The sequence below is a fragment of the Bradyrhizobium sp. Kon58 genome, from assembly GCF_055807455.1.
On record NZ_JBVVOT010000015.1, the window covers coordinates 88,290 to 109,136 of the forward strand.

At 64.2% G+C, this 20,847-nt stretch carries 20 protein-coding genes, 1 pseudogene and 1 riboswitch; of the genes and pseudogenes, 14 read left to right on the forward strand and 7 right to left on the reverse strand.

What is annotated here, in order from left to right; translation table 11 throughout:
• The first annotated feature begins 39 nt into the window (after positions 1-39).
• The 8 genes and pseudogenes from AC0L20_RS23565 to AC0L20_RS23600 all read left to right on the forward strand — a co-directional run bounded on the left by AC0L20_RS23565 (position 40) and on the right by AC0L20_RS23600 (position 9,103).
• Entirely contained in the window at positions 40-801 is a 762-nt protein-coding gene (locus AC0L20_RS23565; protein ID WP_007607416.1) for an enoyl-CoA hydratase-related protein, read from the forward strand.
• 147 nt (positions 802-948) lie between these two features.
• Positions 949-2,606, forward strand: a pseudogene (locus tag AC0L20_RS23570) (bifunctional metallophosphatase/5'-nucleotidase).
• Positions 2,607-2,740: 134 nt separating this feature from the next.
• Entirely contained in the window at positions 2,741-3,670 is a 930-nt protein-coding gene (locus tag AC0L20_RS23575; RefSeq protein ID WP_007607412.1) for a histone deacetylase family protein, read from the forward strand.
• A 73-nt stretch (positions 3,671-3,743) separates the two neighbouring features.
• Positions 3,744-3,995 carry an exodeoxyribonuclease VII small subunit gene (locus AC0L20_RS23580; protein ID WP_027516568.1) on the forward strand — a complete coding sequence of 84 codons (252 nt, stop codon included), beginning with the start codon at positions 3,744-3,746 and terminating at the stop codon, positions 3,993-3,995.
• A 594-nt stretch (positions 3,996-4,589) separates the two neighbouring features.
• Positions 4,590-6,518 carry a 1-deoxy-D-xylulose-5-phosphate synthase gene (dxs, locus tag AC0L20_RS23585; RefSeq protein WP_247290957.1) on the forward strand — a complete coding sequence of 643 codons (1,929 nt, stop codon included), beginning with the start codon at positions 4,590-4,592 and terminating at the stop codon, positions 6,516-6,518.
• A gap of 32 nt (positions 6,519-6,550) precedes the next feature.
• Positions 6,551-7,105, forward strand: coding sequence for a nucleoside 2-deoxyribosyltransferase (locus tag AC0L20_RS23590; protein ID WP_473292684.1), 555 nt, complete (start codon positions 6,551-6,553; stop codon positions 7,103-7,105).
• Between the two features lie 26 nt (positions 7,106-7,131).
• Positions 7,132-7,866: a TlyA family RNA methyltransferase gene (locus AC0L20_RS23595; protein ID WP_473292686.1), complete on the forward strand. Its 735-nt coding sequence runs from the start codon at positions 7,132-7,134 to the stop codon at positions 7,864-7,866.
• Positions 7,859-9,103: a class I SAM-dependent RNA methyltransferase gene (locus AC0L20_RS23600; RefSeq protein WP_473292688.1), complete on the forward strand. Its 1,245-nt coding sequence runs from the start codon at positions 7,859-7,861 to the stop codon at positions 9,101-9,103. The genes AC0L20_RS23595 and AC0L20_RS23600 overlap by 8 nt, the downstream gene beginning before the upstream one ends.
• On the opposite strand, the gene AC0L20_RS23605 is transcribed toward AC0L20_RS23600, so the two are convergent.
• From AC0L20_RS23605 to AC0L20_RS23615, 3 genes are all read right to left on the reverse strand, one after another.
• Positions 9,100-9,702 (reverse strand): hypothetical protein, encoded by a 603-nt coding sequence (locus AC0L20_RS23605; RefSeq protein ID WP_473292691.1) that lies wholly within the window; start codon positions 9,700-9,702, stop codon positions 9,100-9,102. The two genes, AC0L20_RS23600 and AC0L20_RS23605, sit on opposite strands and share 4 nt — an antisense overlap.
• Before the next feature lie 205 nt (positions 9,703-9,907).
• Positions 9,908-10,540 (reverse strand): hypothetical protein, encoded by a 633-nt coding sequence (locus tag AC0L20_RS23610; protein ID WP_473292693.1) that lies wholly within the window; start codon positions 10,538-10,540, stop codon positions 9,908-9,910.
• 175 nt (positions 10,541-10,715) lie between these two features.
• Positions 10,716-11,600, reverse strand: a complete 885-nt coding sequence (locus AC0L20_RS23615; RefSeq protein ID WP_247290966.1) for a DUF1194 domain-containing protein — start codon at positions 11,598-11,600, stop codon at positions 10,716-10,718.
• A gap of 286 nt (positions 11,601-11,886) precedes the next feature.
• A riboswitch (Fluoride riboswitch) is annotated at positions 11,887-11,977 on the forward strand.
• Positions 11,978-12,113: 136 nt separating this feature from the next.
• On the opposite strand from AC0L20_RS23615, the gene AC0L20_RS23620 reads away from it, so the two are divergent.
• The 5 genes from AC0L20_RS23620 (at position 12,114) to AC0L20_RS23640 (ending at position 16,206) form a co-directional block, all read left to right on the forward strand.
• A complete protein-coding gene (locus tag AC0L20_RS23620) occupies positions 12,114-13,322 on the forward strand; it encodes an MFS transporter (RefSeq protein WP_473292695.1) in 1,209 nt (402 codons plus the stop codon).
• A gap of 28 nt (positions 13,323-13,350) precedes the next feature.
• Positions 13,351-13,734, forward strand: coding sequence for a fluoride efflux transporter CrcB (gene crcB / locus AC0L20_RS23625; RefSeq protein ID WP_247439028.1), 384 nt, complete (start codon positions 13,351-13,353; stop codon positions 13,732-13,734).
• Positions 13,735-13,871: 137 nt separating this feature from the next.
• A complete protein-coding gene (clpS, locus tag AC0L20_RS23630; RefSeq protein ID WP_027568716.1) occupies positions 13,872-14,177 on the forward strand; it encodes an ATP-dependent Clp protease adapter ClpS in 306 nt (101 codons plus the stop codon).
• 546 nt (positions 14,178-14,723) lie between these two features.
• A complete protein-coding gene (locus AC0L20_RS23635; protein ID WP_084462249.1) occupies positions 14,724-14,975 on the forward strand; it encodes a hypothetical protein in 252 nt (83 codons plus the stop codon).
• A 61-nt stretch (positions 14,976-15,036) separates the two neighbouring features.
• Positions 15,037-16,206 (forward strand): sensor histidine kinase, encoded by a 1,170-nt coding sequence (locus AC0L20_RS23640; protein ID WP_473292852.1) that lies wholly within the window; start codon positions 15,037-15,039, stop codon positions 16,204-16,206.
• A 44-nt stretch (positions 16,207-16,250) separates the two neighbouring features.
• Here the strand turns inward: AC0L20_RS23640 and AC0L20_RS23645 are convergent, their stop codons facing one another.
• The 4 genes from AC0L20_RS23645 to fabI all read right to left on the reverse strand — a co-directional run bounded on the left by AC0L20_RS23645 (position 16,251) and on the right by fabI (position 20,126).
• Entirely contained in the window at positions 16,251-17,441 is a 1,191-nt protein-coding gene (locus AC0L20_RS23645; protein ID WP_473292700.1) for an adenylate/guanylate cyclase domain-containing protein, read from the reverse strand.
• Positions 17,442-17,521: 80 nt separating this feature from the next.
• Positions 17,522-18,610, reverse strand: coding sequence for a chorismate synthase (gene aroC, locus AC0L20_RS23650; protein WP_473292704.1), 1,089 nt, complete (start codon positions 18,608-18,610; stop codon positions 17,522-17,524).
• An 86-nt stretch (positions 18,611-18,696) separates the two neighbouring features.
• On the reverse strand, positions 18,697-19,296 hold the full coding sequence (locus AC0L20_RS23655; RefSeq protein WP_473292708.1) for a histidine phosphatase family protein: 600 nt from the start codon (positions 19,294-19,296) through the stop codon (positions 18,697-18,699).
• Between the two features lie 14 nt (positions 19,297-19,310).
• Complete coding sequence (gene fabI / locus AC0L20_RS23660; RefSeq protein ID WP_007594677.1) at positions 19,311-20,126, reverse strand: enoyl-ACP reductase FabI; 816 nt, start codon at positions 20,124-20,126, stop codon at positions 19,311-19,313.
• A gap of 172 nt (positions 20,127-20,298) precedes the next feature.
• Here fabI and AC0L20_RS23665 point away from each other — a divergent pair, with 172 nt between their 5' ends.
• Positions 20,299-20,787, forward strand: a complete 489-nt coding sequence (locus AC0L20_RS23665; protein WP_007594679.1) for a sigma-70 family RNA polymerase sigma factor — start codon at positions 20,299-20,301, stop codon at positions 20,785-20,787.
• The last annotated feature ends 60 nt before the right edge of the window (positions 20,788-20,847 follow it).

A 20,847-nucleotide genomic window follows, 5' to 3' on the forward strand; every position in this document is an offset into this window, starting at 1 on the left:
AGCCAATGTCAGTGTCGCGGCGATCGCAGGGGCCCCTTCATGCCGAATGGCAACATCATCGTCACCGAAGAGCGCGGAACGCGCGTGATCACCCTGCGTCGCCCGAGCAAGAAGAACGCGATCACGCAGGACATGTATCGGGAGATGAGCCGCGCGATCGACACCGCGCAGAACAATCCCGACATCCGCTGCATGATCATCACCGGCGGCTCCGGCGTGTTCACCGCCGGCGATGACATCGACGATTTCATGCACGCCGACACGTCGCGCCCCGAGACACTGTCCGACGGCGCCAAGTTTCTCTATTCGCTCGCACTCAACGCCAAGCCGGTGATCGCGGCCGTGGACGGCGCGTCGATCGGCATGGGCACCGTGATGCTGTTCCATTGCGACTATGTGCTGGCCTCGAATGCGGCGACCTTCTCCGCGCCCTACATCCATCTCGGGCTGGTGCCGGTTGGCGCGTCCAGCCTCTTGATGCCGAACACGATGGGCTACCAGCGCGCCTTCGCGATGCTGGTGATGGGACGGACTTTTACGGCCGCGGAAGCGCATGCCGCCGGCTTCGTCAACACCGTGGTCTCGCCGGGACATACCGAGGTCGAGGCGCGCAAGGTGGCGCGCGATATCTGCCGGCTGCCCGCCGAAGCGGTCGCGACCTCGCGCAAACTGCTGCGCGTGGCATCCGAGGAGCTCACCCGCCGCATCGATCAGGAGGCCCATTTGTTCGGTGAGCGGCTGAAGTCGGAAGAAGCCACCGCCGCCTTCAACGCGTTTATGAACAGGAAGAAGAAAAAATAGGCTGTTTTCCCTCTCCCCTTGCAGGAGAATTCACATTTGAATTTGCGGAGACAACCCCTCATCCGGCGCTTCGCGCCACCTTCTCCCGCAAGGGGAGAAGGAAGAAAGCTTCGTGAAATCTTCGTGCGGAACGACTAGTCTGGTTCCATGCGACATGTTCTCCGCCTGACGATCCTCTCTCTCGCGCTCGCCGCCCTCCCCGCGTCCGCCCAAACCGCCGCACCGGTCGAGCTGCGCATCCTCGCGATCAACGATTTCCACGGCAATCTGCGCCCGCCGCCGGGCGGCATCCGGATCAGTGATCCCGAGGACAAGTCCAGGAAGGTGATGGTGGCGGCCGGCGGCGCCGAATACATGGCGACGCTGGTGAAGCAGCTGCGCGAGGGCCACAAGAACACGATCTTCGTCGCCGCCGGCGACCTGTCGGCGCGAGCCCGTTCCTGTCGGCGATGTTCCACGACGAACCTTCGATCGAGTCGCTCTCGATGATGGGGCTCGCGATCAGTTCGGTCGGCAATCACGAATTCGACGAGGGCAAGACCGAGCTGTTGCGGATGCAGAATGGGGGCTGTCATCCGGTCGACGGCTGTCAGGGGCCGCATCCCTTCACGGGCGCCAAATTCCACTATCTCGCGGCGTCCACCATCGAGACCGCGACCGGCAGGAGCGTGCTGCCGCCTTACGAGATCAGGGAGTTCGAGGGCATCCCCATCGCCTTCATCGGGCTGACCTTGAAGGAGACCGCGGGCATCGTCTCGCCATCGGGCGTCACGGGCCTCGAATTCCGCGACGAAGCCGAGACGGTGAACGCGCTGGTGCCGCAGCTGAAGGCGCGCGGGGTCGAGGCGATCGTGGTGCTGATCCACCAGGGCGGCGAGCCGGCCGGTGACTACAATGAATGCCCTGCCATCACCGGGCCGATCGTCGACATCGTGAAAAAATTCGATCGCGCCGTCGACGTCGTGGTCAGCGGTCACACTCATCGTGCCTATGTTTGCCAAATCGACGGGCGGCTCGTCACCAGCGGCGACAAATACGGTACGCTGGTCACCGCGATCGATCTCAAGCTCGACCCGGCAACGCGCGACGTCGTCAGCGCCCGGGCCGAGAATGTCCTCGTCGCCAATGCCTCGCTGCCCAGGGATCCCGAGCAGACCGCACTGATCGACGCCTACGACAGGCTTTCGGCGCCGATCGCCAATCGCCCGGCTGGATCGGTGACGCAGACGCTGTCACGCGTACCGAACGAGGCCGGCGAAAGCGCGCTCGGCGACGTCATTGCCGACGCGCAGCTCGCCGCGACCCGGGACGCCAAGGACGGCGGTGCCGTCATCGCGCTCACCAATCCCGGCGGCATCCGCACCGACATCGTTCCAAAGGAGAACGGCGCGATCACCTTCGGCGACGTTTTCGCCAGCCAGCCTTTCCGCAACCGGCTCGTCACCATGACGCTCACGGGCAGCCAGCTCAAGGACATGCTGGAGCAGCAATGGCTCGATCCGAAGCGGCCGCGGATTCTCCAGGTCTCGAACGGGTTCAGTTACGCCTGGGATGCGGCGAAGCCGTACGGCGAGCGCGTGATCAACGAGAAGATAACGCTCAACGGCAGACCGATCGAAGCCGGAAGCGGCTACCGCGTCACCCTCAACGATTACCTCGCAGTCGGTGGCGACGGCTTCACGGTCGTCAAACAGGGCACAGGGCTGCAATATGGCGGCTACGACGCAGACGCGCTGTTCGCGTTCTTCAGGGCGCACGGACCGATCGGGCCGCTGCCGCTGAGCCGCATCCTGCGCATGAATTGATCCGGATCAAACGGACCGGTTCGGGACCACCCTTTGCCATTCCCGGGGGAACGCATAGATTGGGTTTTGCATTTGCGTTTTGGCGCCGGATGCGCCAAGCGACGTCGAGAGCCCGCATCCCATGAGGCCGACTGATGAGTACGCTTCTCCTCTCCCACAAGGCCTGCCTCGACCACGTCACGCCGCCGGGACACCCTGAAAGGCCGGACCGCCTGCGCGCGGTGGAGGAGGCGCTGTCGCATGAGCGCTTCCAGTTCCTGGTGCGCGACCAGGCGCCGGAGGGCGATCTCGACCTCGTCACGCTCTGCCACAACGAGCACTACGTCACGGAGCTGCGCCACATCGCGCCGACCAGCGGCCTCGTCTATATCGACGGCGACACCTCGATGTCGCCGGGCACGTGGGAAGCGGTGATGCGCGGCGTCGGTGGCGCGGTCGCGGCGACCGAAGCGGTGATGGCCGGCGAGCATCGCAATGCCTTCGTCGCGGTGCGCCCGCCCGGCCACCACGCCGAGATCGGCAAGCCGATGGGCTTCTGCTTCTTCGACAACGTCGCCATCGCCGCGCGCCACGCACAGCGCAAATACGGCATCAAGCGCGCGGCCATCGTCGATTTCGACGTGCATCACGGTAACGGCACGCAAGACATCTTCTGGTCGGACCCGACCGTGATGTACTGCTCGACGCACCAGATGCCGCTGTTTCCGGGCACCGGTGCCAAGAGCGAGCGCGGCGACCACGACACCATCGTCAACGCGCCGCTCGCCTCCGAGGACGGCGGGCCGGAATTCCGCATCGCGTTCGAGAATTTGATCCTGCCTCAGCTCGAAAAATTCAGCCCGGAGCTGCTCGTCATCTCTGCCGGCTTCGACGCGCATTATCGCGATCCGCTGGCGTCGCTGAATTTGCGCGCGGAGGATTATGCCTGGGTCACGCGCAAGCTGATGGACCTCGCCGACAAGACCGCAGGGGGGCGCGTTGTTTCTGTGCTCGAAGGCGGCTACGACCTGCAAGGACTGAAAGAATCTGTTACGGCGCATGTCGGCGCCCTGATGGGCGCCTGACGCACCCGCCACATTGCGCCCGCAAAACTTTGCTTTCTCCGACGTGAAGCGAATCGGGCAATCGGAAACTTATATGGCCGAAAATACCCAAATCGACGTCTCCAGGCTGACCTTCGAACGCGCCATCGAGGAGCTCGAAACCATCGTGAAGCGGCTCGAGGACGGCAAGGTGCCGCTCGAGGAATCCGTGACGATCTACGAGCGCGGCGAGGCCCTGAAGCGCCGCTGCGAGGAATTGCTGCGCCAGGCTGAGGCACGCGTCGACAAGATCACCACCGATGCCAGCGGCCAGGCCACCGGCACCGCGCCGCTCGACGTCCAGTAAGGGCCGCCTTCAAAGCCGCTTCTCTCACGCAGTGGGCACCGGGATTTTCATGATCGCACGCCGCCGTCGGGCGTTGCTGCTGCCTGATCTCAGGGAACCGGCGCTCTGAAGGTTACGGAACCTCCCTCACGGGCCCCGCGCCCTCCTGAATCCGTCGAAAAATAGCTTCCCCTCGCCGAAAACCTCGCCGAGGAACCCGGGCAAGCTTGGAACCCTTCCGCTGGCGCCAAGATTAACCACTCTGGCCCGCGGGTTGCAGGTGCATGGCCGTAATCGGCCCAGCGGGTTGGCTTTGGCCCAAGCTTTGGTGTAAAGCTGCGCGGAGTGTGGCTTTTTGTAAGCCTTGCGTGGGCACTGATTACCGACGACAAGCGCTTCAAACTGCTGATGAATTGGCTGGATGGACGAAGCCGATCTAAGTGACAGGGATCACAGAGACTGAACCGGAGAGCACTTAAGCTCACCTAAGCTTGAAGACGGGGCTTTGCCCCATGCAGGTGGCTCCGACGGTTTAAGGACTCGCGCTGCGCCGATATTGTGCAAACCCATCGCGCACCGGAATGACCTTCCGGCGCTGACAAATTGGAAATCGCCGTGAACGCATACAGTAAAACGCCGCTTCTCGACACCATCCGGACGCCGGACGACCTGCGCAAGCTCAAGATCGAGCAGGTTCGCCAGGTCGCCGACGAGCTGCGTCAGGAGACCATCGATGCCGTCTCGGTGACCGGCGGTCATTTCGGCGCAGGCCTCGGCGTGGTCGAGCTCACCACTGCGATCCATTACGTCTTCGACACCCCGCGCGACCGGCTGATCTGGGACGTCGGCCACCAGGCCTATCCGCACAAGATCCTCACCGGCCGGCGCGATCGCATCCGCACGCTGCGCACCGGCGGCGGCCTGTCCGGCTTCACGAAGCGCAGCGAGAGCGATTACGATCCGTTCGGCGCCGCGCATTCCTCGACCTCGATCTCCGCCGGCCTCGGCATGGCGGTCGCGCGCGACCTCGCCGGCGGCAAGAACAACGTTATCGCCGTCATCGGTGACGGCGCGATGTCGGCGGGCATGGCCTATGAGGCCATGAACAATGCGGGTGCGATGAACTCGCGCCTGATCGTCATCCTCAACGACAACGACATGTCGATCGCACCGCCGGTCGGCGCGATGAGCGCCTACCTGTCGCGGCTCTACTCGGGCAAGACCTACCGCACGCTGCGCGATGCGGCCAAGCAGATCAACAAGCGCTTGCCCAAGATCATCGCCAGCCGCGCCAACCGCGTCGAGGAATATTCCCGCGGCTTCATGATGGACGGCGGCACGCTGTTCGAGGAGCTCGGCTTCTATTACGTCGGCCCGATCGACGGCCATAACCTCGACCATCTCCTGCCCGTGCTGAAGAACGTGCGCGACATGGAGACCGGCCCGATCCTGGTTCACGTCGTGACGCAGAAGGGCAAGGGCTACGGCCCGGCGGAAGCTTCCGCCGACAAGTACCACGCCGTGGTCAAGTTCGACGTCGCGACCGGCACCCAGGCCAAGTCCAAGCCGAATGCACCGGCCTATCAGAACGTGTTCGGCCAGAGCCTCGTCAAGGAAGCGGAGAAGGACGACAAGATCGTCGCCATCACCGCGGCGATGCCATCCGGCACCGGCGTCGACATCTTCAACAAGGCGTTCCCGGACCGCACCTTCGACGTCGGCATTGCCGAGCAGCACGCAGTGACGTTCGCCGCCGGTCTCGCCACCGAAGGCTACAAGCCGTTCTGCGCGATCTACTCGACCTTCCTGCAGCGCGGCTACGACCAGATCGTGCATGACGTCGCGATCCAGAGCCTGCCCGTGCGCTTCGCCATCGACCGCGCCGGCCTCGTCGGCGCTGACGGCGCCACCCATGCCGGCTCGTTCGACAACGCCTATCTCGGCTGTCTGCCGAACATGGTGATCATGGCCGCGGCCGATGAAGCCGAGCTGGTGCACATGGTTGCAACGCAGGTCGCGATCAACGATCGTCCGAGCTCGCTGCGCTATCCGCGCGGCGAAGGTCGCGGCATCGAGATGCCCGAAGTTGGCATTCCGCTCGAGATCGGCAAGGGACGCATCGTCCGCCAGGGCAGCAAGATCGCCCTGCTCTCCTTCGGCACGCGCCTCGCCGAATGCGAGAAGGCCGCCGACGAGCTCGCAGCCCATGGCCTTTCGACCACGATCGCGGATGCGCGCTTCATGAAGCCGCTGGACACCGAGCTGGTGCTCAAGCTCGCGCGCGACCACGAGATCCTCATCACCATCGAGGAAGGCTCGGTCGGCGGTTTCGGCTCGCATGTCGCGCAGTACCTGAGCGATCAGGGCGCGCTCGACAGCGGCCTGGTGCGGTTCCGCACCATGGTGCTGCCCGACGTGTTCCAGGACCACGACACCCCGGCGGCGATGTACGGTCGTGCCGGTCTCGACGCCAAGGGCATCGTCGCCAAGGTATTCGAGGCGCTCGGCAAGGACGTCAAGGCCGAGACGGTCAAGCTCGCCTGACAGCGAGCTTCGACCTTCCGTAAAGCAGCTCGATGAAAATCTATCTGGCAGGCCCCGACGTGTTCCTGCCAGATGCGGTCGAGATCGGCCGGCAGAAGGCCGCGATCTGTGCTGCCCACGGCCTCACCGGCCTCTATCCCCTCGACAACGGGATCGACCTCGCCGCTCCCGACGCCTCGCGGCAGATCTTTTGCGGCAACGAGGCGATGATGGACGCGGCCGATGCGATCATCGCCAACCTCACACCGTTCCGCGGCGCCGGCGCCGATCCCGGCACCGTCTACGAGCTCGGCTACATGGCCGGCCGCCGCAAGTTTTGCCTCGCCTATTCCAATGACGGCGCGGCCTATGCGGACCGTGTCGGTCGCTTCATGAACGTGACGTCCGAGGACGGACGGCTGGTCGACGCGCAGGGGCTGACGGTCGAGGATTTTGGCCTGGTCGACAATCTCATGATGATCCATGCGCTGGAGCTGCATGGCTGCCCGCTGGTGACGCCCGCGCAGATGCCGATCGATGTCTGGCACGATCTGGCCGCGTTCGAGGCTTGCGTCCGGATGGCGGCCGCGCGATTGATCGCTACATAAGCGCCTCAGGCGTCTTCGGAGAGATGATGTCCCCTGCCCGCAAGCGCGCGGATGTTCTGCTGGTCGAGCGCGGCCTGTTCGAGAGCCGGGCGCGGGCGCGCGCGGCGATCGAGGCCGGGCTCGTCACTGCCGACGACAAGCAGGTCGCAAAGCCGTCGGAGACTATCGCCGAGGACGCCGTGATCCAGGCCGAGCCCGCGCACCCCTACGTCTCCCGCGGCGGCGTCAAGCTCGCCGGCGCGCTGGAGCGCTACCCGATCGAGATCGAGGACCATGTCTGCCTCGACGTCGGCGCGTCCACCGGCGGATTCACGGAGGTGCTGCTGGCGAATGGCGCAAGTCTCGTCTTTGCCGTCGATGTCGGCACCAGCCAGCTGCATCCCTCGCTGCGCGGTCACTCCAAGATCGTGTCGATGGAAGAGACTGACATCCGCGCCTATGACGGCAAGCGTTTGCCGGCGCGGCCCGATGTCGTCGTGATCGACGTCAGCTTCATCTCGCTCAAGACGGTGCTGCCCATCGCGCTGTCGCTGGCCGCCGCGCCGATGAGCCTGCTGGCGCTGATCAAGCCGCAGTTCGAGGCGGACCGGAAGCACAACAAGAAGGGCATCGTCCGCGACGCCGCCGTGCACCGCGAGATCTGCGACGACATCGCCGCCTTTGCGGCCTCGCTCGGCTGCACCGATATCGAGGTGTTCCCATCGGCGATCACCGGCGGCGACGGCAACATCGAATTCTTCCTGGGCGCGCGCCGTGGTTGAGCGCATGAGAATCGATCACGTCGGTCATCGCGGCGACGGCGTCTCGCTCGACGCCGGCGATGCCGTCTATGTGCCCTACACGCTCGGCGGTGAGACCGTCGAGGTCGATCATGTCGTCGGCAATCATCCTGACCGCCGCAAGCTGCTGGCAGTGGACGTCGCCAGCCCCGAGCGCGTCGCGCCGTTCTGTCCGCATTTCGGCGTCTGTGGCGGCTGCGCGATCCAGCACTGGGCGGCAGAACCTTATCACGCCTGGAAGCGCGGCATCGTGGTCGAGACCCTGGCCCAGGTTGGCATCGACTGCGAGGTGGCGTCGCTGGTCGATGCCCACGGTGCGGGACGCAGGCGCATCACGCTGCACGGCCGGTTCGGCACCCATGACATCCTCAAGGTCGGCTTCTCGGCTGCCAGCTCGCACGACGTCATCCCGATCGATCGCTGCCCGATCCTCGATCCCGGGCTCGAGGGTGCACTCGATGCCGGTTGGGCGCTCGCCGAGCTGCTGACGTCCAAAATGTCAGTGACGAAACCGCTGGACATCCAGGTCACCGCGACCGCCAACGGTCTCGACATCGATGTGCGCGGCTCCGGCCCGCTGCCAACGCCGCTCGTGACGGCGCTGTCGCGCGTCGCCGAGCAGCACCGTCTGGCGCGGCTGACACGGCACGGCGAACTGGTGCTGCAACGCCTGCCACCGACCGTGAAGATGGGCCGCGCCGAGGTGACGCTGCCGCCGGGCTCGTTCCTGCAGGCGACCGTCGCCGGCGAAGAGACGCTTGCGTCGCTCGTCGCGGAGCGCATCGGCAAGGCGAACGTTCTCGATCTCTTCTGCGGCGTCGGGCCGTTTGCATTGCGGCTTGCCGAAAAGGCGCGCGTCACCGCCTATGACAACGACGCCGGCGCCATTGCAGCGCTCGAAAAAGCCGCGCGCACACCGGGCCTCAAGCCGATCAAGGCCGAGCCGCGCGATCTGTTTCGCCGTCCCCTGGTGGCGCCGGAGCTGCGCGATTTCGACGCAATCGTGTTCGACCCGCCGCGCCAGGGCGCGCAGGCGCAGGCCCTGAAGCTCGCCGCGAGCAAAGTGCCTGTGGTGGTCGCGGTCTCCTGCAACGTCGCGACCTTTGCCCGCGACGCGCGGCTGCTGATCGACGGCGGCTACAAGATGGATGCCGTGGTGCCGGTCGACCAGTTCCGGCATACGCCGCATGTCGAGCTGGTGGCGAAGTTCACGCGCTAGCGCCGAAGGCCGCCCAGGGCCGGCGACTCGCCGGGCAGTATCGACGAGTTGATGTCGCTGTCCATGCGTCCGGATTGCTGCTGGGTGAAGCCGGCGCCGAACGACAGGCTGAGGTTGGAGGTCGGCTTGAACTCGACACCCGCAAATGCGCCATAGCCGGGCGAGGCGCTGGAGGTGAGCGGCGCAAGCGAGCTGCCGATGCCGCCGCCGTATTTCAGCGTGTCGAAACCGGCAAAGAACGTGACGGGCATGCCGCCCGCTGTCTTGGTATTGTAACCAAATTGCGTGCCATCATAAGAGAGCGCGCTGAAACTGCCGACGGCCCCGCTCTGGCTGAAACCGTTCAAACCGAGACTGCCGCGCTCGCTCCCGACAAAGAACCCGGGACGAAAATTGTAGCTTCCGTCGGCATCGCCGGCCTTGAAGCTTGGAAAGTTGCCGTAGGCATCGGCACTCTGGCCGGCACTGCCGCCCCAGCCGAAAGGACCACCCGGTATCCAATACCTCACGGGCGCCACCTGCGCATGAGCCGATGCGCCGCCGAGGCAAAGCACGGCGAAGAGAATTGCGAAGGCGGGGGAATCTGTGAGGCTGGACATTGAGGTGACCGACAAGGAAGTGCGGAAATTATACGCGACGGATGCTCCGAAGGCCAGCGGAGCCGACCGGAAGCGTCGTTTCAATCAACTCCCGCACGCGTTCCCGAGGTCTTGCACGGTTCCCACGGTGACAAGAAGGTCGAAAGCGTTCGATTGCAGTACCCTGGCGGCGCTGACTCAAGCCGCGGCAAAGGCCGGCGAGGCGTTATGCCGTCCTGTCCACCGAGGACGATGTATCCGACGGCGGATATTTCGTCACGGGCACGACGAAGGACTTGTTGCGGACCTGGTAGATGATCTTGCCATTCTGCCCGTCGTCGCTCGCAATCTGCGCCTGCCCGAACATGATGACGTTCTTGTAGACGGTGCCGGTGCCCTGACGGGTGACGCCATCGGTGGTGACGCTGACTTGCGCTTCGTTGCCGTTGACAGCGAGCACCCTGAAGCTCGCGCTCTTGCCATTGTCACTGGAATAGCCGCCCCAGCTTCCCATCAGGCGGCTGTCGGAAGCCGGCGGCGCCTGCTTCTCGAGAGTCGCGGTCTGCTTGCCCGCGCCCGCAGATGACAACAGCACCAGACTCTTGCCGTCCTTGGTGCCGACCGTGACCGTGCCGAAGGTGAGAAGCGAACCGGCGACCTCGCCAAAACCGCGCTCCGTGCGTCCGTTATGGGTGTACTCGACCTGCGCCCGGGCACCGCGGATGTTCACCACCTTGAAGCTGACGGGCTGGTTGTTGCCCGCCCAATTGCCTTTCCACTCACCGAGCAGGGAGCTCTGGTGATACACCCGCTCGAGAGCGGGAGAAATCTGGCTAGTGCTCGATGAGACGATGGCCATTGGATTGCTCGGCGGATTTGTCTGACGGGCCCGCTTGGTTCGCGCCCCGACAGGAACGTCAGAACAGTATCCGGAAACAATTGGAAGCAGCCGATTAGGGCCACGCAACAGTTAACGCATGGTTAACATTCCATCGCGGGCAAATAGGGCAAAAGGTCTCGTCCGGTGGCGGCGCTCAGCGACCCCAGCGGTCCGACCAGATCTTCTCGCCGATCATGCAGTTCACACGCGGCTCCTTGTCCTTCTCAGCAACCCGCATCACGGGGCGCTCCGGCATACGGCCCGCAACCTCCATCAAGAGCTTGGTGCGGATGGCCTCCTTGAACTTGTCGCGGTCCTTGATCGTGATGACGAAGGAACCGGGACCGCCGATGACGCAATCCTCATAGTAGAAATCGAGATTGTCGATATCCATGGTCGAATAGGAGGGCTCCTTGACCATGATCGGCAGGCCGTTGATGACGATGCCCTTCTCGATCGCCGCGTCGCGCGCAATCGTGACCGGTGTGCCATTGTTGTTGGGACCGTCGCCGGAAATGTCGATCACGCGGCGCAACCCCCGATAAGGATCCTCATCGAACAGCGGCATCGCGAAACTGATCGCGCCGGAGATCGAGGTGCGCGAGGCGCGCCGGATCGGCGTCTTCATGATTTCGGCGGCGACGGCATCGGCGGTCTCCGGTCCGTCGATCAGGCGCCAGGGAATGATGATCTTCTGGTCGGTCGAGGCGGCCCACTCGAAATAGGTCACCGCGATCCGGCCGTTCGGGCCCAGCTTCAGCGCCTGCAGGAATTCCTTCGATTGGATCGCCTGCGCATAGCCTTCACGCTGGATCGCAAGCTCGTCCATGTCCATGGAGTAGGAGACGTCGACAGCGAGGATCAGCTCGACATCGACCGTCTGCGCGTCCCTGTCGGCTGCTTGCCGCTGCGGCTGATTTTTGAGCAGCGCCAGTCTGGGCGACTCAAATTTAGGTCCTGGTGCCGCGATGCCCGCGACGTCCCCTCCGGCGAACATGCCGGTCACCAGCACAGCCCCGATCGAGAACAGCAAGCGCATCGCAGCCTCCCGTCGTATGACGCGATGGTGACATGCAATCGCCTTGCCGCAAAGTCCGAAGATCGCTTGCGCTTCACATTCCAGTTAGGGATTTGCGCGTTGGGATCTGCGGGTCGGGAATTGCGAAGCATTACGCAAAGCTGCCGCCATGTTGCCGCGCTCGCGCCGCTGACTGCGCGATCGCTGGCACGGGCATGCCGTCATGTGCCATGCGCCCCGGAAGAACGGGCCACTGGACAGAGCACCCTCGCCCACTTGTCCGGCGCGATTTCCATGTTAGGCTGGCGACACAGATGGGGATGGAGTCCCCCGACAACCGCCCGGCGGCCTTGAACCCGAATCTTGGACCGTAGTGGGCTGATGACTCCTGCTTGAGGAGGGGCAATTTTCAGGCCTCTGCCTTCGGCGGGAGCATGGACAAACCCGCCGCTGGCGGGTTTTTTGTTGCCTGGATGCGAAGGCCAAGGAGAGGTCAAGCAGAGGTCAAGCAGAGGCCGAGGAGAAGTCCTGGACGTGACGACGACAACACCGAATGCTGCACGTGCGGGGCTGCCCAGGGGGATCTGGGTGCTCGGCTTCGTCTCGATGCTGATGGACGTCTCTTCCGAGATGATCCATGCGCTGCTGCCGGTCTATCTCGTCACCGTGCTCGGCGCCTCCACGCTTACCGTCGGCTTCATCGAGGGCATTGCGGAGGCGACCGCCTCGATTACGAAAATCTTCTCCGGCGCGTTGTCCGACTGGCTCGGCCGGCGCAAATTTCTCGCCGCGCTCGGCTACGGGCTCGCCGCGCTGACAAAACCGCTCTTCCCGCTTGCCCCCAGCGTCGGATGGCTGGTTGCCGCGCGCTTCATCGACCGCGTCGGCAAGGGCATTCGCGGCGCGCCGCGCGATGCACTGATCGCCGATATCGCGCCCATCGGCCTGCGCGGCGCGAGCTTCGGCCTGCGGCAGTCGCTCGACACCATCGGTGCGTTCGTCGGGCCGCTCATCGCGATCGGCCTGATGTGGTGGACGGCGGACAATTTTACGGCGGTGTTCTGGGTGGCCGTGCTGCCGGGCTTCCTGTCGTTCGGGCTGATCGCGTTCGCGGTGAGCGAGCCGGAGCCGGACCCTGGCCGGGAGCCGTCAAGGAATCCACTGAATACCGCCGCGATGCGCCAGCTCGGGTCCGTGTACTGGCGTGTGGTCGCGGTTGGCGTCGTGTTCACGCTGGCGCGTTTCAGCGAGGCCTTTCTGATCCTGCGCGCACAGAACATCGGGCTCAATGCCATGTGGGTGCCGGCCGTGCTGGTGCTGATGAACATCGTCTATGCGTTGTCGGCCTATCCGGCCGGCGTGCTCTCGGACCGGATCAACCGCACCGGCCTGCTCGCGCTCGGCCTCGTCTTCCTCGCCGGCGCCGATCTCGCGCTCGCGCTGCTGCCAAACCTTGAGGGCCTCGCCCTCGGCGTCGTGCTGTGGGGACTGCATATGGGATTGACGCAAGGCCTGCTCTCGGCCCTCGTCGCCGACGTAGCGCCACCGGACTTGCGTGGCACCGCGTTCGGCTATTTCAACCTGTTCACCGGCCTTGCCATGCTGGCCGCAAGCGTGATCGCCGGCGCCTTGTGGGATGCCTATGGTCCGGCCGGCACGTTCCTGGCGGGGCTCGGCTTTGCGCTGATCGCGCTGATGGGACTATTTGCCGTCGGCGGGGGGCTGGTAAGGGAGGATACATGATGGAAATGGCAAACGGGGGAACGAGACGTTGAACGTCCAATTCATTCTGGCGGTCGCCGCTGGTGGAGCGCTTGGCGCAGTCGTGCGCTATCTCGTTGCGATCGGTTCAGGCCGAGCGTTCGGCACCGATTTCCCCTGGGGCACCCTGATCATCAACGTGACGGGATCGTTCCTGATCGGGGTTTTCACCGCGATGTTCGCGACGAGGTGGAACCTGCCGCAAGCCGTCCGGATATTCCTGACGGTCGGGATTTGTGGCGGATACACCACATTCTCGACGTTCTCGCTGGATGCCTGGTCTCTGGTCGAGCGTGGACAGACATGGGCCTCGGCCGCCTACATGATTGGATCGGTAGTGTTGTCGGTTGCAGCCCTCATCGCCGCAATGCAACTCGTCCGCGCACTTCCGTGATAGGCGAGCGCAGCGGCGCATTCCTGCTCATCCGGAGCCGCATATGACAAGCGCGCCTACCATCTAGGAGAAGGGCAGCGTCCTGCAATATGATCGGCCGGCTGGAAGCTCAACTGCACCAAGGCGTTTCGGAAGCGATGGCCGACACTGTTGCCAAACCGAAGACCAGGACGAAGACCAAGGTCGAGCGGCCGAAGCTGCACAAGGTCATCCTGATCAACGACGACTTTACGCCTCGCGAATTCGTCACCATGATCCTCAAGGCCGAGTTCCGGATGACCGAGGATCAGGCCTACAAGGTGATGATCACCGCCCACAAGCTCGGCGCCTGCGTGGTCGCGGTGTTCACCAAGGACGTCGCCGAGACCAAGGCTACCCGCGCAACGGATGCTGGCCGCACCAAGGGCTATCCGTTGCTGTTCACCACGGAGCCGGAGGAATAGTTGCACCGGTCCGCCTTTGGTGCGCCATCTTTCGATTTCGGCGTCAAATCTGCCCTGCTGAATAATGTATCTATTGGCTGCCAACAGGCGCATGGTGAGCCATCACCGGCCCATCACGGCATCTATCGGTGACTGAGAGAGTCTTTGCGCTCCCGCCCAATGCGGAGCGCCCTATGCAAGACACCACAAAGAGAACCATCCCGCTGAGCAATCGCCTTGCCCAATTGGCAGCCGAGGCTCGCCGTCGCGCAGAGATAGCCCCGCCCGGCGTCCAGCGGGAAGCGCTGCTCAAAGCGGCGCGATTGAGCGAAACGGCGTCGCACATTCATGATTGGATAAGCCTGCCTGGCCCCAAGACACCGAGGTAATGGTAGCCAACCTGGTCGGCGGCCTCTTCTCATCGAGCGGCGATCCGGGCCGAGGGCGGCATCCGCCCGCAAAACACACTTCAAATATAAGTTGTATGAAATGAACAATATTTCATTTTGGTTGTTGTAACAGCGTCCCCAAACGAAACGGGGCGGTCGACAGCCAAAGCAGCCCCAAATGATGAAATCTCTTATCGCGTTCGCGATATTCGCGCTCCTCGGAGTGTCCGTAATGGTGTTGCCCGGTTTTGCTCCGCAAGTGAAAGCGCGCGAGACAGTTGCTTTGGCGAAGGCGGACCGGCTGGCGAGCCATCCGGTGGCCACGAATTGCGGTAGCCAAGTCTGGCCGGACTTCGAAGCATCGTGTCTGCGCCGAGGTGAATCCGATGCCAGGGTTCATGAAGCTCGCTTGGTGACGGCGCGCCGCTAGACCAACAATCGCAAAGCGCCGACCGGCCTTGTCGGATTATCCAGGAAAGTGTCGTGCACAGATGTCTACACCTCCAACCTCCTTGCCGAACGTACTCGTCGTCGAAGACGAGATGATCTTGCGCATGCGCGCAGTCGATATCGTGGAGGATGCAGGCTTCTGCCCTGTGCAGGCCGTCAATGCCGACGAAGCTATCGCAATCCTCGAGTCGCGGTCGGACATCTCGCTTCTGTTCAGCGACATCCAGATGCCCGGGACCATGGACGGCTTGAAGCTGGCCCACGCGGTGCACGATCGCTGGCCTGCCATCAAGATCGTGCTGGTTTCCGGTCAGGTAAAGCCATCTGAAAACGAAACGCCGGCGGACAGCCGCTTCTTTCGCAAGCCGCTCGCCGTCGACGAAATGATCTCGCAATTGCGGGCAATGATCGGGGCTGGCGCGCTAAAAATCCTTCCGACCACCACGACGGATCCCGGGGAAAACCTTGAGGTTGGTCGTTCGCCACAGGAATCGGTTCTGGCCGCGGAAAACGACAATCTGCGCCTGTTGCTGGAACAGGCCGACACCGACGCCAAGGTCCTGCTCGCTCAAGCCGGTATCGAAGCCCACGAGCGCGAGGCTGCCGACAAGTTGCAAAAGCTCATCCTCGGAGAGCTGCATCATCGCATCAAGAACACGCTTGCGACGGTGAGCGCAATCGCAGCCCAGAGCTTCCGGACCGCAATCAATCTGGAGCACGGGCAAAAGGCCATGGATGGCCGCTTGCTGGCGTTGGGGCGCGCCCACGACCTGTTGATACAGGTCAGCTGGTCAAATGCGAGCCTCACTCATACGCTGAGCGGCGCCACCGATCCTTTTGACAGTCAGGGGGGCCGACGATTCCATTTCAATGGCCCGGACCTCCGGATCACGTCCGGTGCCGTGATAGCGCTGGCGATGACGTTCAACGAGCTCTGCACCAACACGACGAAATTCGGCGCGCTGTCCAGTTCCTCCGGGCATGTCGAGATCGCATGGACGGTGGACGAGATCGAGCAAAGGCTGCGCTTGAAGTGGAGCGAAAGCGGCGGCCCCGTGGTGGCGCCGCCGACGCGGCGAAGCTACGGCACCCGGATGATCGAGTCGCTCGGCCAGCAACTGAACGGGCAGGTGCGGCTGGCCTATGAACCGTCCGGATTTATCTATCAGCTGGACGTACCGCTGAGGTCGGTGATGGCGTCGAACGCCTGAATTCTGCTCACCGGGTTGACGGCGGCGGACATCCGAGGACGACCTCAGGCCGTCACCACCGGCGTCTCCTCGGTCAGCCCGTAGACGCGCTGCGCCTTTGAAAAGCCCGCGATCGGGAATTCGCCGAGCTCGTGCCAGTCGTGCTGGCAGACATTGGCGAACATTTCCGAGGCGACGACCGTCCGCCCCAGGCGACCCGTGATCTTCTCGAGCCTGGCGGCAAGGTTCACGGCCGGGCCGATGCAGGTGAAATCCAGGCGGTTGCCGCCGCCGATATTGCCGTAGAGGATATTCCCGACGTGGAGCGCCACCCCAAAGCGGAAGCGCTCGACGACGTCGCCGACAGGATACGCGAGCGCCTCGACGCTGGCGCGGGATTCGCGCGCCGCCTCCAGAACCCGCGTGCAGACATGCGCGGCATCGCCGACATATTCGTCGATCGGGAACACCGCGAGCAAGCCGTCGCCCATGAATTTCAGGACCTCGCCGCCATGGCCCCGGATCGCGGCGACCTGACAATCGAAATAATGATTGAGGATCTCGACCACGGTCTCGGCCGGCAGCCGGTCCGACAGTGCGGTGAAGCCGCGCAGATCGGAGAGCCAGATCGCAGCCTGCATGGTGTCGTTGTGGCCGCGGCGGATCTGACCGCCAAGGATGCGCGCGCCGGCACGATTGCCGACATAGGTGTCGAGCAGCATCTCGGCGGTGCGGCGCAGGCTGATGATCTCGGTGATGCGCGCGAGCGGTTTGATGATGGCGTGGATCGCCGCGATGTGTTCAGCGGTGAAGCCGCCTGGATGGCGCGTGGTCCAGCTCGTCGCGTGGACCGAGCCGTCGAGAAACGGCATTGGCGTCGCGACGTAGTCGGTTACGCCTTCGGCACGCATATCGTCGAAAAAAGGGAAATGCTTGCTGCCGGGATCGTCCATGCGTCCCCGCACCTCAAGTCCCTGCTCGAACACGACCCGCAGCGGACTTCTGGCGAATTCCGGCGTCTGCAGGATCTCGAAATCGACCGTGCCGATCTCGACCTCCTCGCCCTCCCGCCAGATGAAGTTGCGACCGAAAATTTCGGGATGCAGCGTGCGGATGAAGATGCCGAACCGCCATAGCGGCAGACCGGCTGCGACCATCCGTTCGCAGGCTTCCGCCGTCATCTCGGCCGGGGTCTTCGACGACCAGGCGCCGTCGATCAGCCAGTTGGTGATACGTTGGAGCTCGGAGCTTTCCATGTCCGCATTTGCGGACGAAGTTGTGGGATCGTCAAGCTGCGCGGTGGGCTAGTGGCGCGACACAAGCGCCTCGCGCAACGCTACCGCCCGACCTGGCCGCGGTCGCGCAGGAAATGATCCGCCAGCACGCACGCCATCATGGCTTCGCCGACGGGGACGGCGCGGATGCCGACGCAGGGATCGTGGCGACCCTTGGTCATGATCTCGGTGTCGGCGCCGTTGCGATCAACGGTGAGACGCGGCTGCAGGATCGACGAGGTCGGCTTGACCGCGAAACGCACCACCACCGGCTGTCCCGTGGAGATGCCGCCCAGGACGCCACCGGCATGGTTGGAGAGAAAACGCGTGCCGTCATTGCCGGTGCGCATCTCGTCGGCGTTCTCTTCGCCGGTGAGCTCGGCTGCGCCAAAGCCGGCGCCGATCTCGACGCCCTTCACGGCATTGATGCTCATCATTGCGGCGGCGAGCTCGGCATCGAGCTTGGCGTAGATCGGCGCGCCAAGGCCTGCCGGCACACCTTCGGCGACGACCTCGATCACCGCGCCGATCGAGGAGCCGCTCTTGCGGATGCCGTCGAGATAGGTCTCGAAGAACGCGGCCTTGTCCTTGTCGGGACAGAAGAACGGGTTGTTCGCAATCTCGTCCCAGTCCCACTTCGCGCGGTCGATCTTGTGCGGGCCCATCTGCACCAGCGCGCCGCGTACCTTCACGTCGGGCAGCACCTTTCGCGCGATCGCACCGGCGGCAACGCGCGTCGCGGTCTCGCGCGCCGAGGAGCGGCCGCCGCCGCGATAGTCGCGCAGGCCGTACTTTGCTTCATAGGTGAAGTCGGCATGACCGGGACGAAACTTGTCCTTGATCTCGGAATAGTCCTTCGAGCGCTGGTCGGTGTTCTCGATCAGGAGCCCGATCGGCGTGCCCGTCGTCACCTGCACGCCGGTCTCCGGATGCGCCATCACGCCGGAGAGGATCTTGACCTGGTCCGGCTCCTGACGCTGGGTCGTGAAGCGCGACTGGCCGGGCCGGCGGCGATCAAGATCACCCTGGATGTCGGCCTCGACGAGCGGGATCATGGGCGGGCAGCCGTCGACCACGCAGCCGATCGCCACCCCATGGCTCTCGCCGAAGGTCGTGACGCGGAACATGTGGCCGAAGGTGTTGAAGGACATCGCTGCTCGCAGGCTCGGTTCCCGCGTGTGGTAACGCGCGGGGCGCCGGTGGTCAAACCCGCAGCCGCCACGGACGGCGAGCCGGCTTAACTAAACTTCTCCAGCCGCCCGTCGCGGAACACGTAGACGGCGCCCTGCTCGATATAGAGCTCGGCGGCGCTCGCCGGCGTCTCCAGGCCGAGTGAAACCATCAGGGCCCGGCAGGTCCCGCCATGGGCGACCGCGACGGTGTCGGTCCGAAGTTGGTCGTACCAGGCGCGCACGCGGATCTGGACATCGGCGTAAGTCTCCCCGCCCGCGGGGCCCACCGTCCATTTGTCGGCGAGGCGCCGGGCGTAGATCTCGGGATCGGAGGCCTCACTCTCGGCCAGCGTCAGTCCCTCCCAGGTGCCGTAGCCGATCTCGCGCAGGCGATCGTCGAGCGCGTAGTCCGCAGTCGGCAGTTCGAGCTTGCTCCGCGCCAGTTCCATGGTCTCTCGCGCGCGGCCAAGCGGACTCGACACGTAGGCTAATGCAGCCTTGTCGCGGCCCTCGCGCTTGAACAGATCGGCGAGAATGCCGCCGGCCTGCACGGCCTGACCGCGACCGCGCGCGTTCAGCGGAATGTCCTTGATGCCCTGAAGCCTCCCGAGCGCATTCCACTCGGTCTCGCCGTGGCGAAGGTAATAGATCGTGGGTACGGGCATTGCTGGGTGAAAAGTTAGTCCTTCCCGCCGAACGAAATGTCCGGCGCGTCCGGGCGCTTCATGCCGAGCACGTGATAGCCGGAATCGACGTGGTGCACCTCGCCGGTGACGCCGCGCGAAAGGTCGGAGAGGAAATACAGCGCGCTGCCGCCGACGTCTTCCGTGGACACGTTGCGCCGCAGCGGTGCGTTCGCTTCGTTCCACTTCAGGATATATCTGAAATCGCCGATGCCGGACGCAGCGAGCGTCTTGATCGGCCCCGCCGAGATCGCGTTGACGCGGATGTTCTTCTCGCCGAGATCGGCGGCGAGATAACGCACGCTCGCTTCGAGCGCCGCTTTCGCAACGCCCATGACGTTGTAATGCGGCATCCACTTCTCGGCGCCGTAATAGCTGAGCGTGATGAGCGAGCCGCCGTCGGTCATCAGCTTCTCGGCGCGCTGCGCCACGGCCGTGAACGAGTAGCAGGAGATCAGCATGGACTTCGAAAAATTCTCCTGCGTGGTGTCGACGTAGCGGCCGTCGAGCTGCTCGCCATAGGCGATCGCATGCACCAGGAAGTCGATCTTGCCCCACTTCTCCTTCAGCACCGCGAAGGCCGCATCGATGGTCGCGGCATCGGTGACGTCGCAATGGCCGAGCACGAGCCCGCCGATCTCGGCGGCGAGCGGCTCGACGCGCTTCTTCAGCGCATCGCCCTGATAGGTGAAGGCGAGCTCGGCGCCGGCCGCGTGGCATGCCTTGGCAATGCCCCAGGCGATCGAGCGGTTGTTGGCAACGCCGAGGACCACGCCCCGCTTGCCCTGCATCAGACCTGAATTCTGCGCCATTTTGCTAACGTCCCGTCGAGCTCCCGGTGAGGTTTGGAGGTACACCAGCCCTCCGTTGCGGTACAGTCCTAATACGCGGCGTTAACGCTGTTTCAAGCGCCGGAATAGCCGTTCCGCTCGGGTGTTATGATCGTTGTGGCGCTCGCGCCGACATCAGGACGTCAAGACCGCAATGAGTGCGTTTCGCCAAAGTGTTGAAGCCATGATACCGGCGTTGCGCCGCTACGCCCGCGCGCTCACGCGCGAGGCGGATGCGGCCGACGATCTGGTGCAGGATACGCTGGTGCGAGCGCTGCGTTCGGAGCGCCTGTTTCTCGGGGGCGACGTCAGGAGCTGGCTCTATACGATCCTGACCAACCTCAACAAGAACCGGCGGCGCTCGCTGGCACGGCGGCCGCAATTCATGCAGCTGACGGAGAACAACCCGGATGCCAGCGGGACCGAAGCCGAAGGGCGCGATATCGAGAGGGCGCTGGCGACGCTCGTCGAGGAGCAACGCTCGGTGCTGCTCCTGGTGATGCTGGAGGGCATGAGCTACCGCGAGGTCGCCGACATCCAGGGCGTGCCGATCGGCACCGTGATGTCGCGCCTGGCACGCGCCCGCGCCCACGTCAAAGCCTCGCTGGAGGGTGAGCGCCCGGCGCTCAGGCGGGTGAAATGATGGCAGGATTGATGCATCGCGCCGGTCGTTTCTCCTGCATGGCATGGGAAGCGGCGCAGT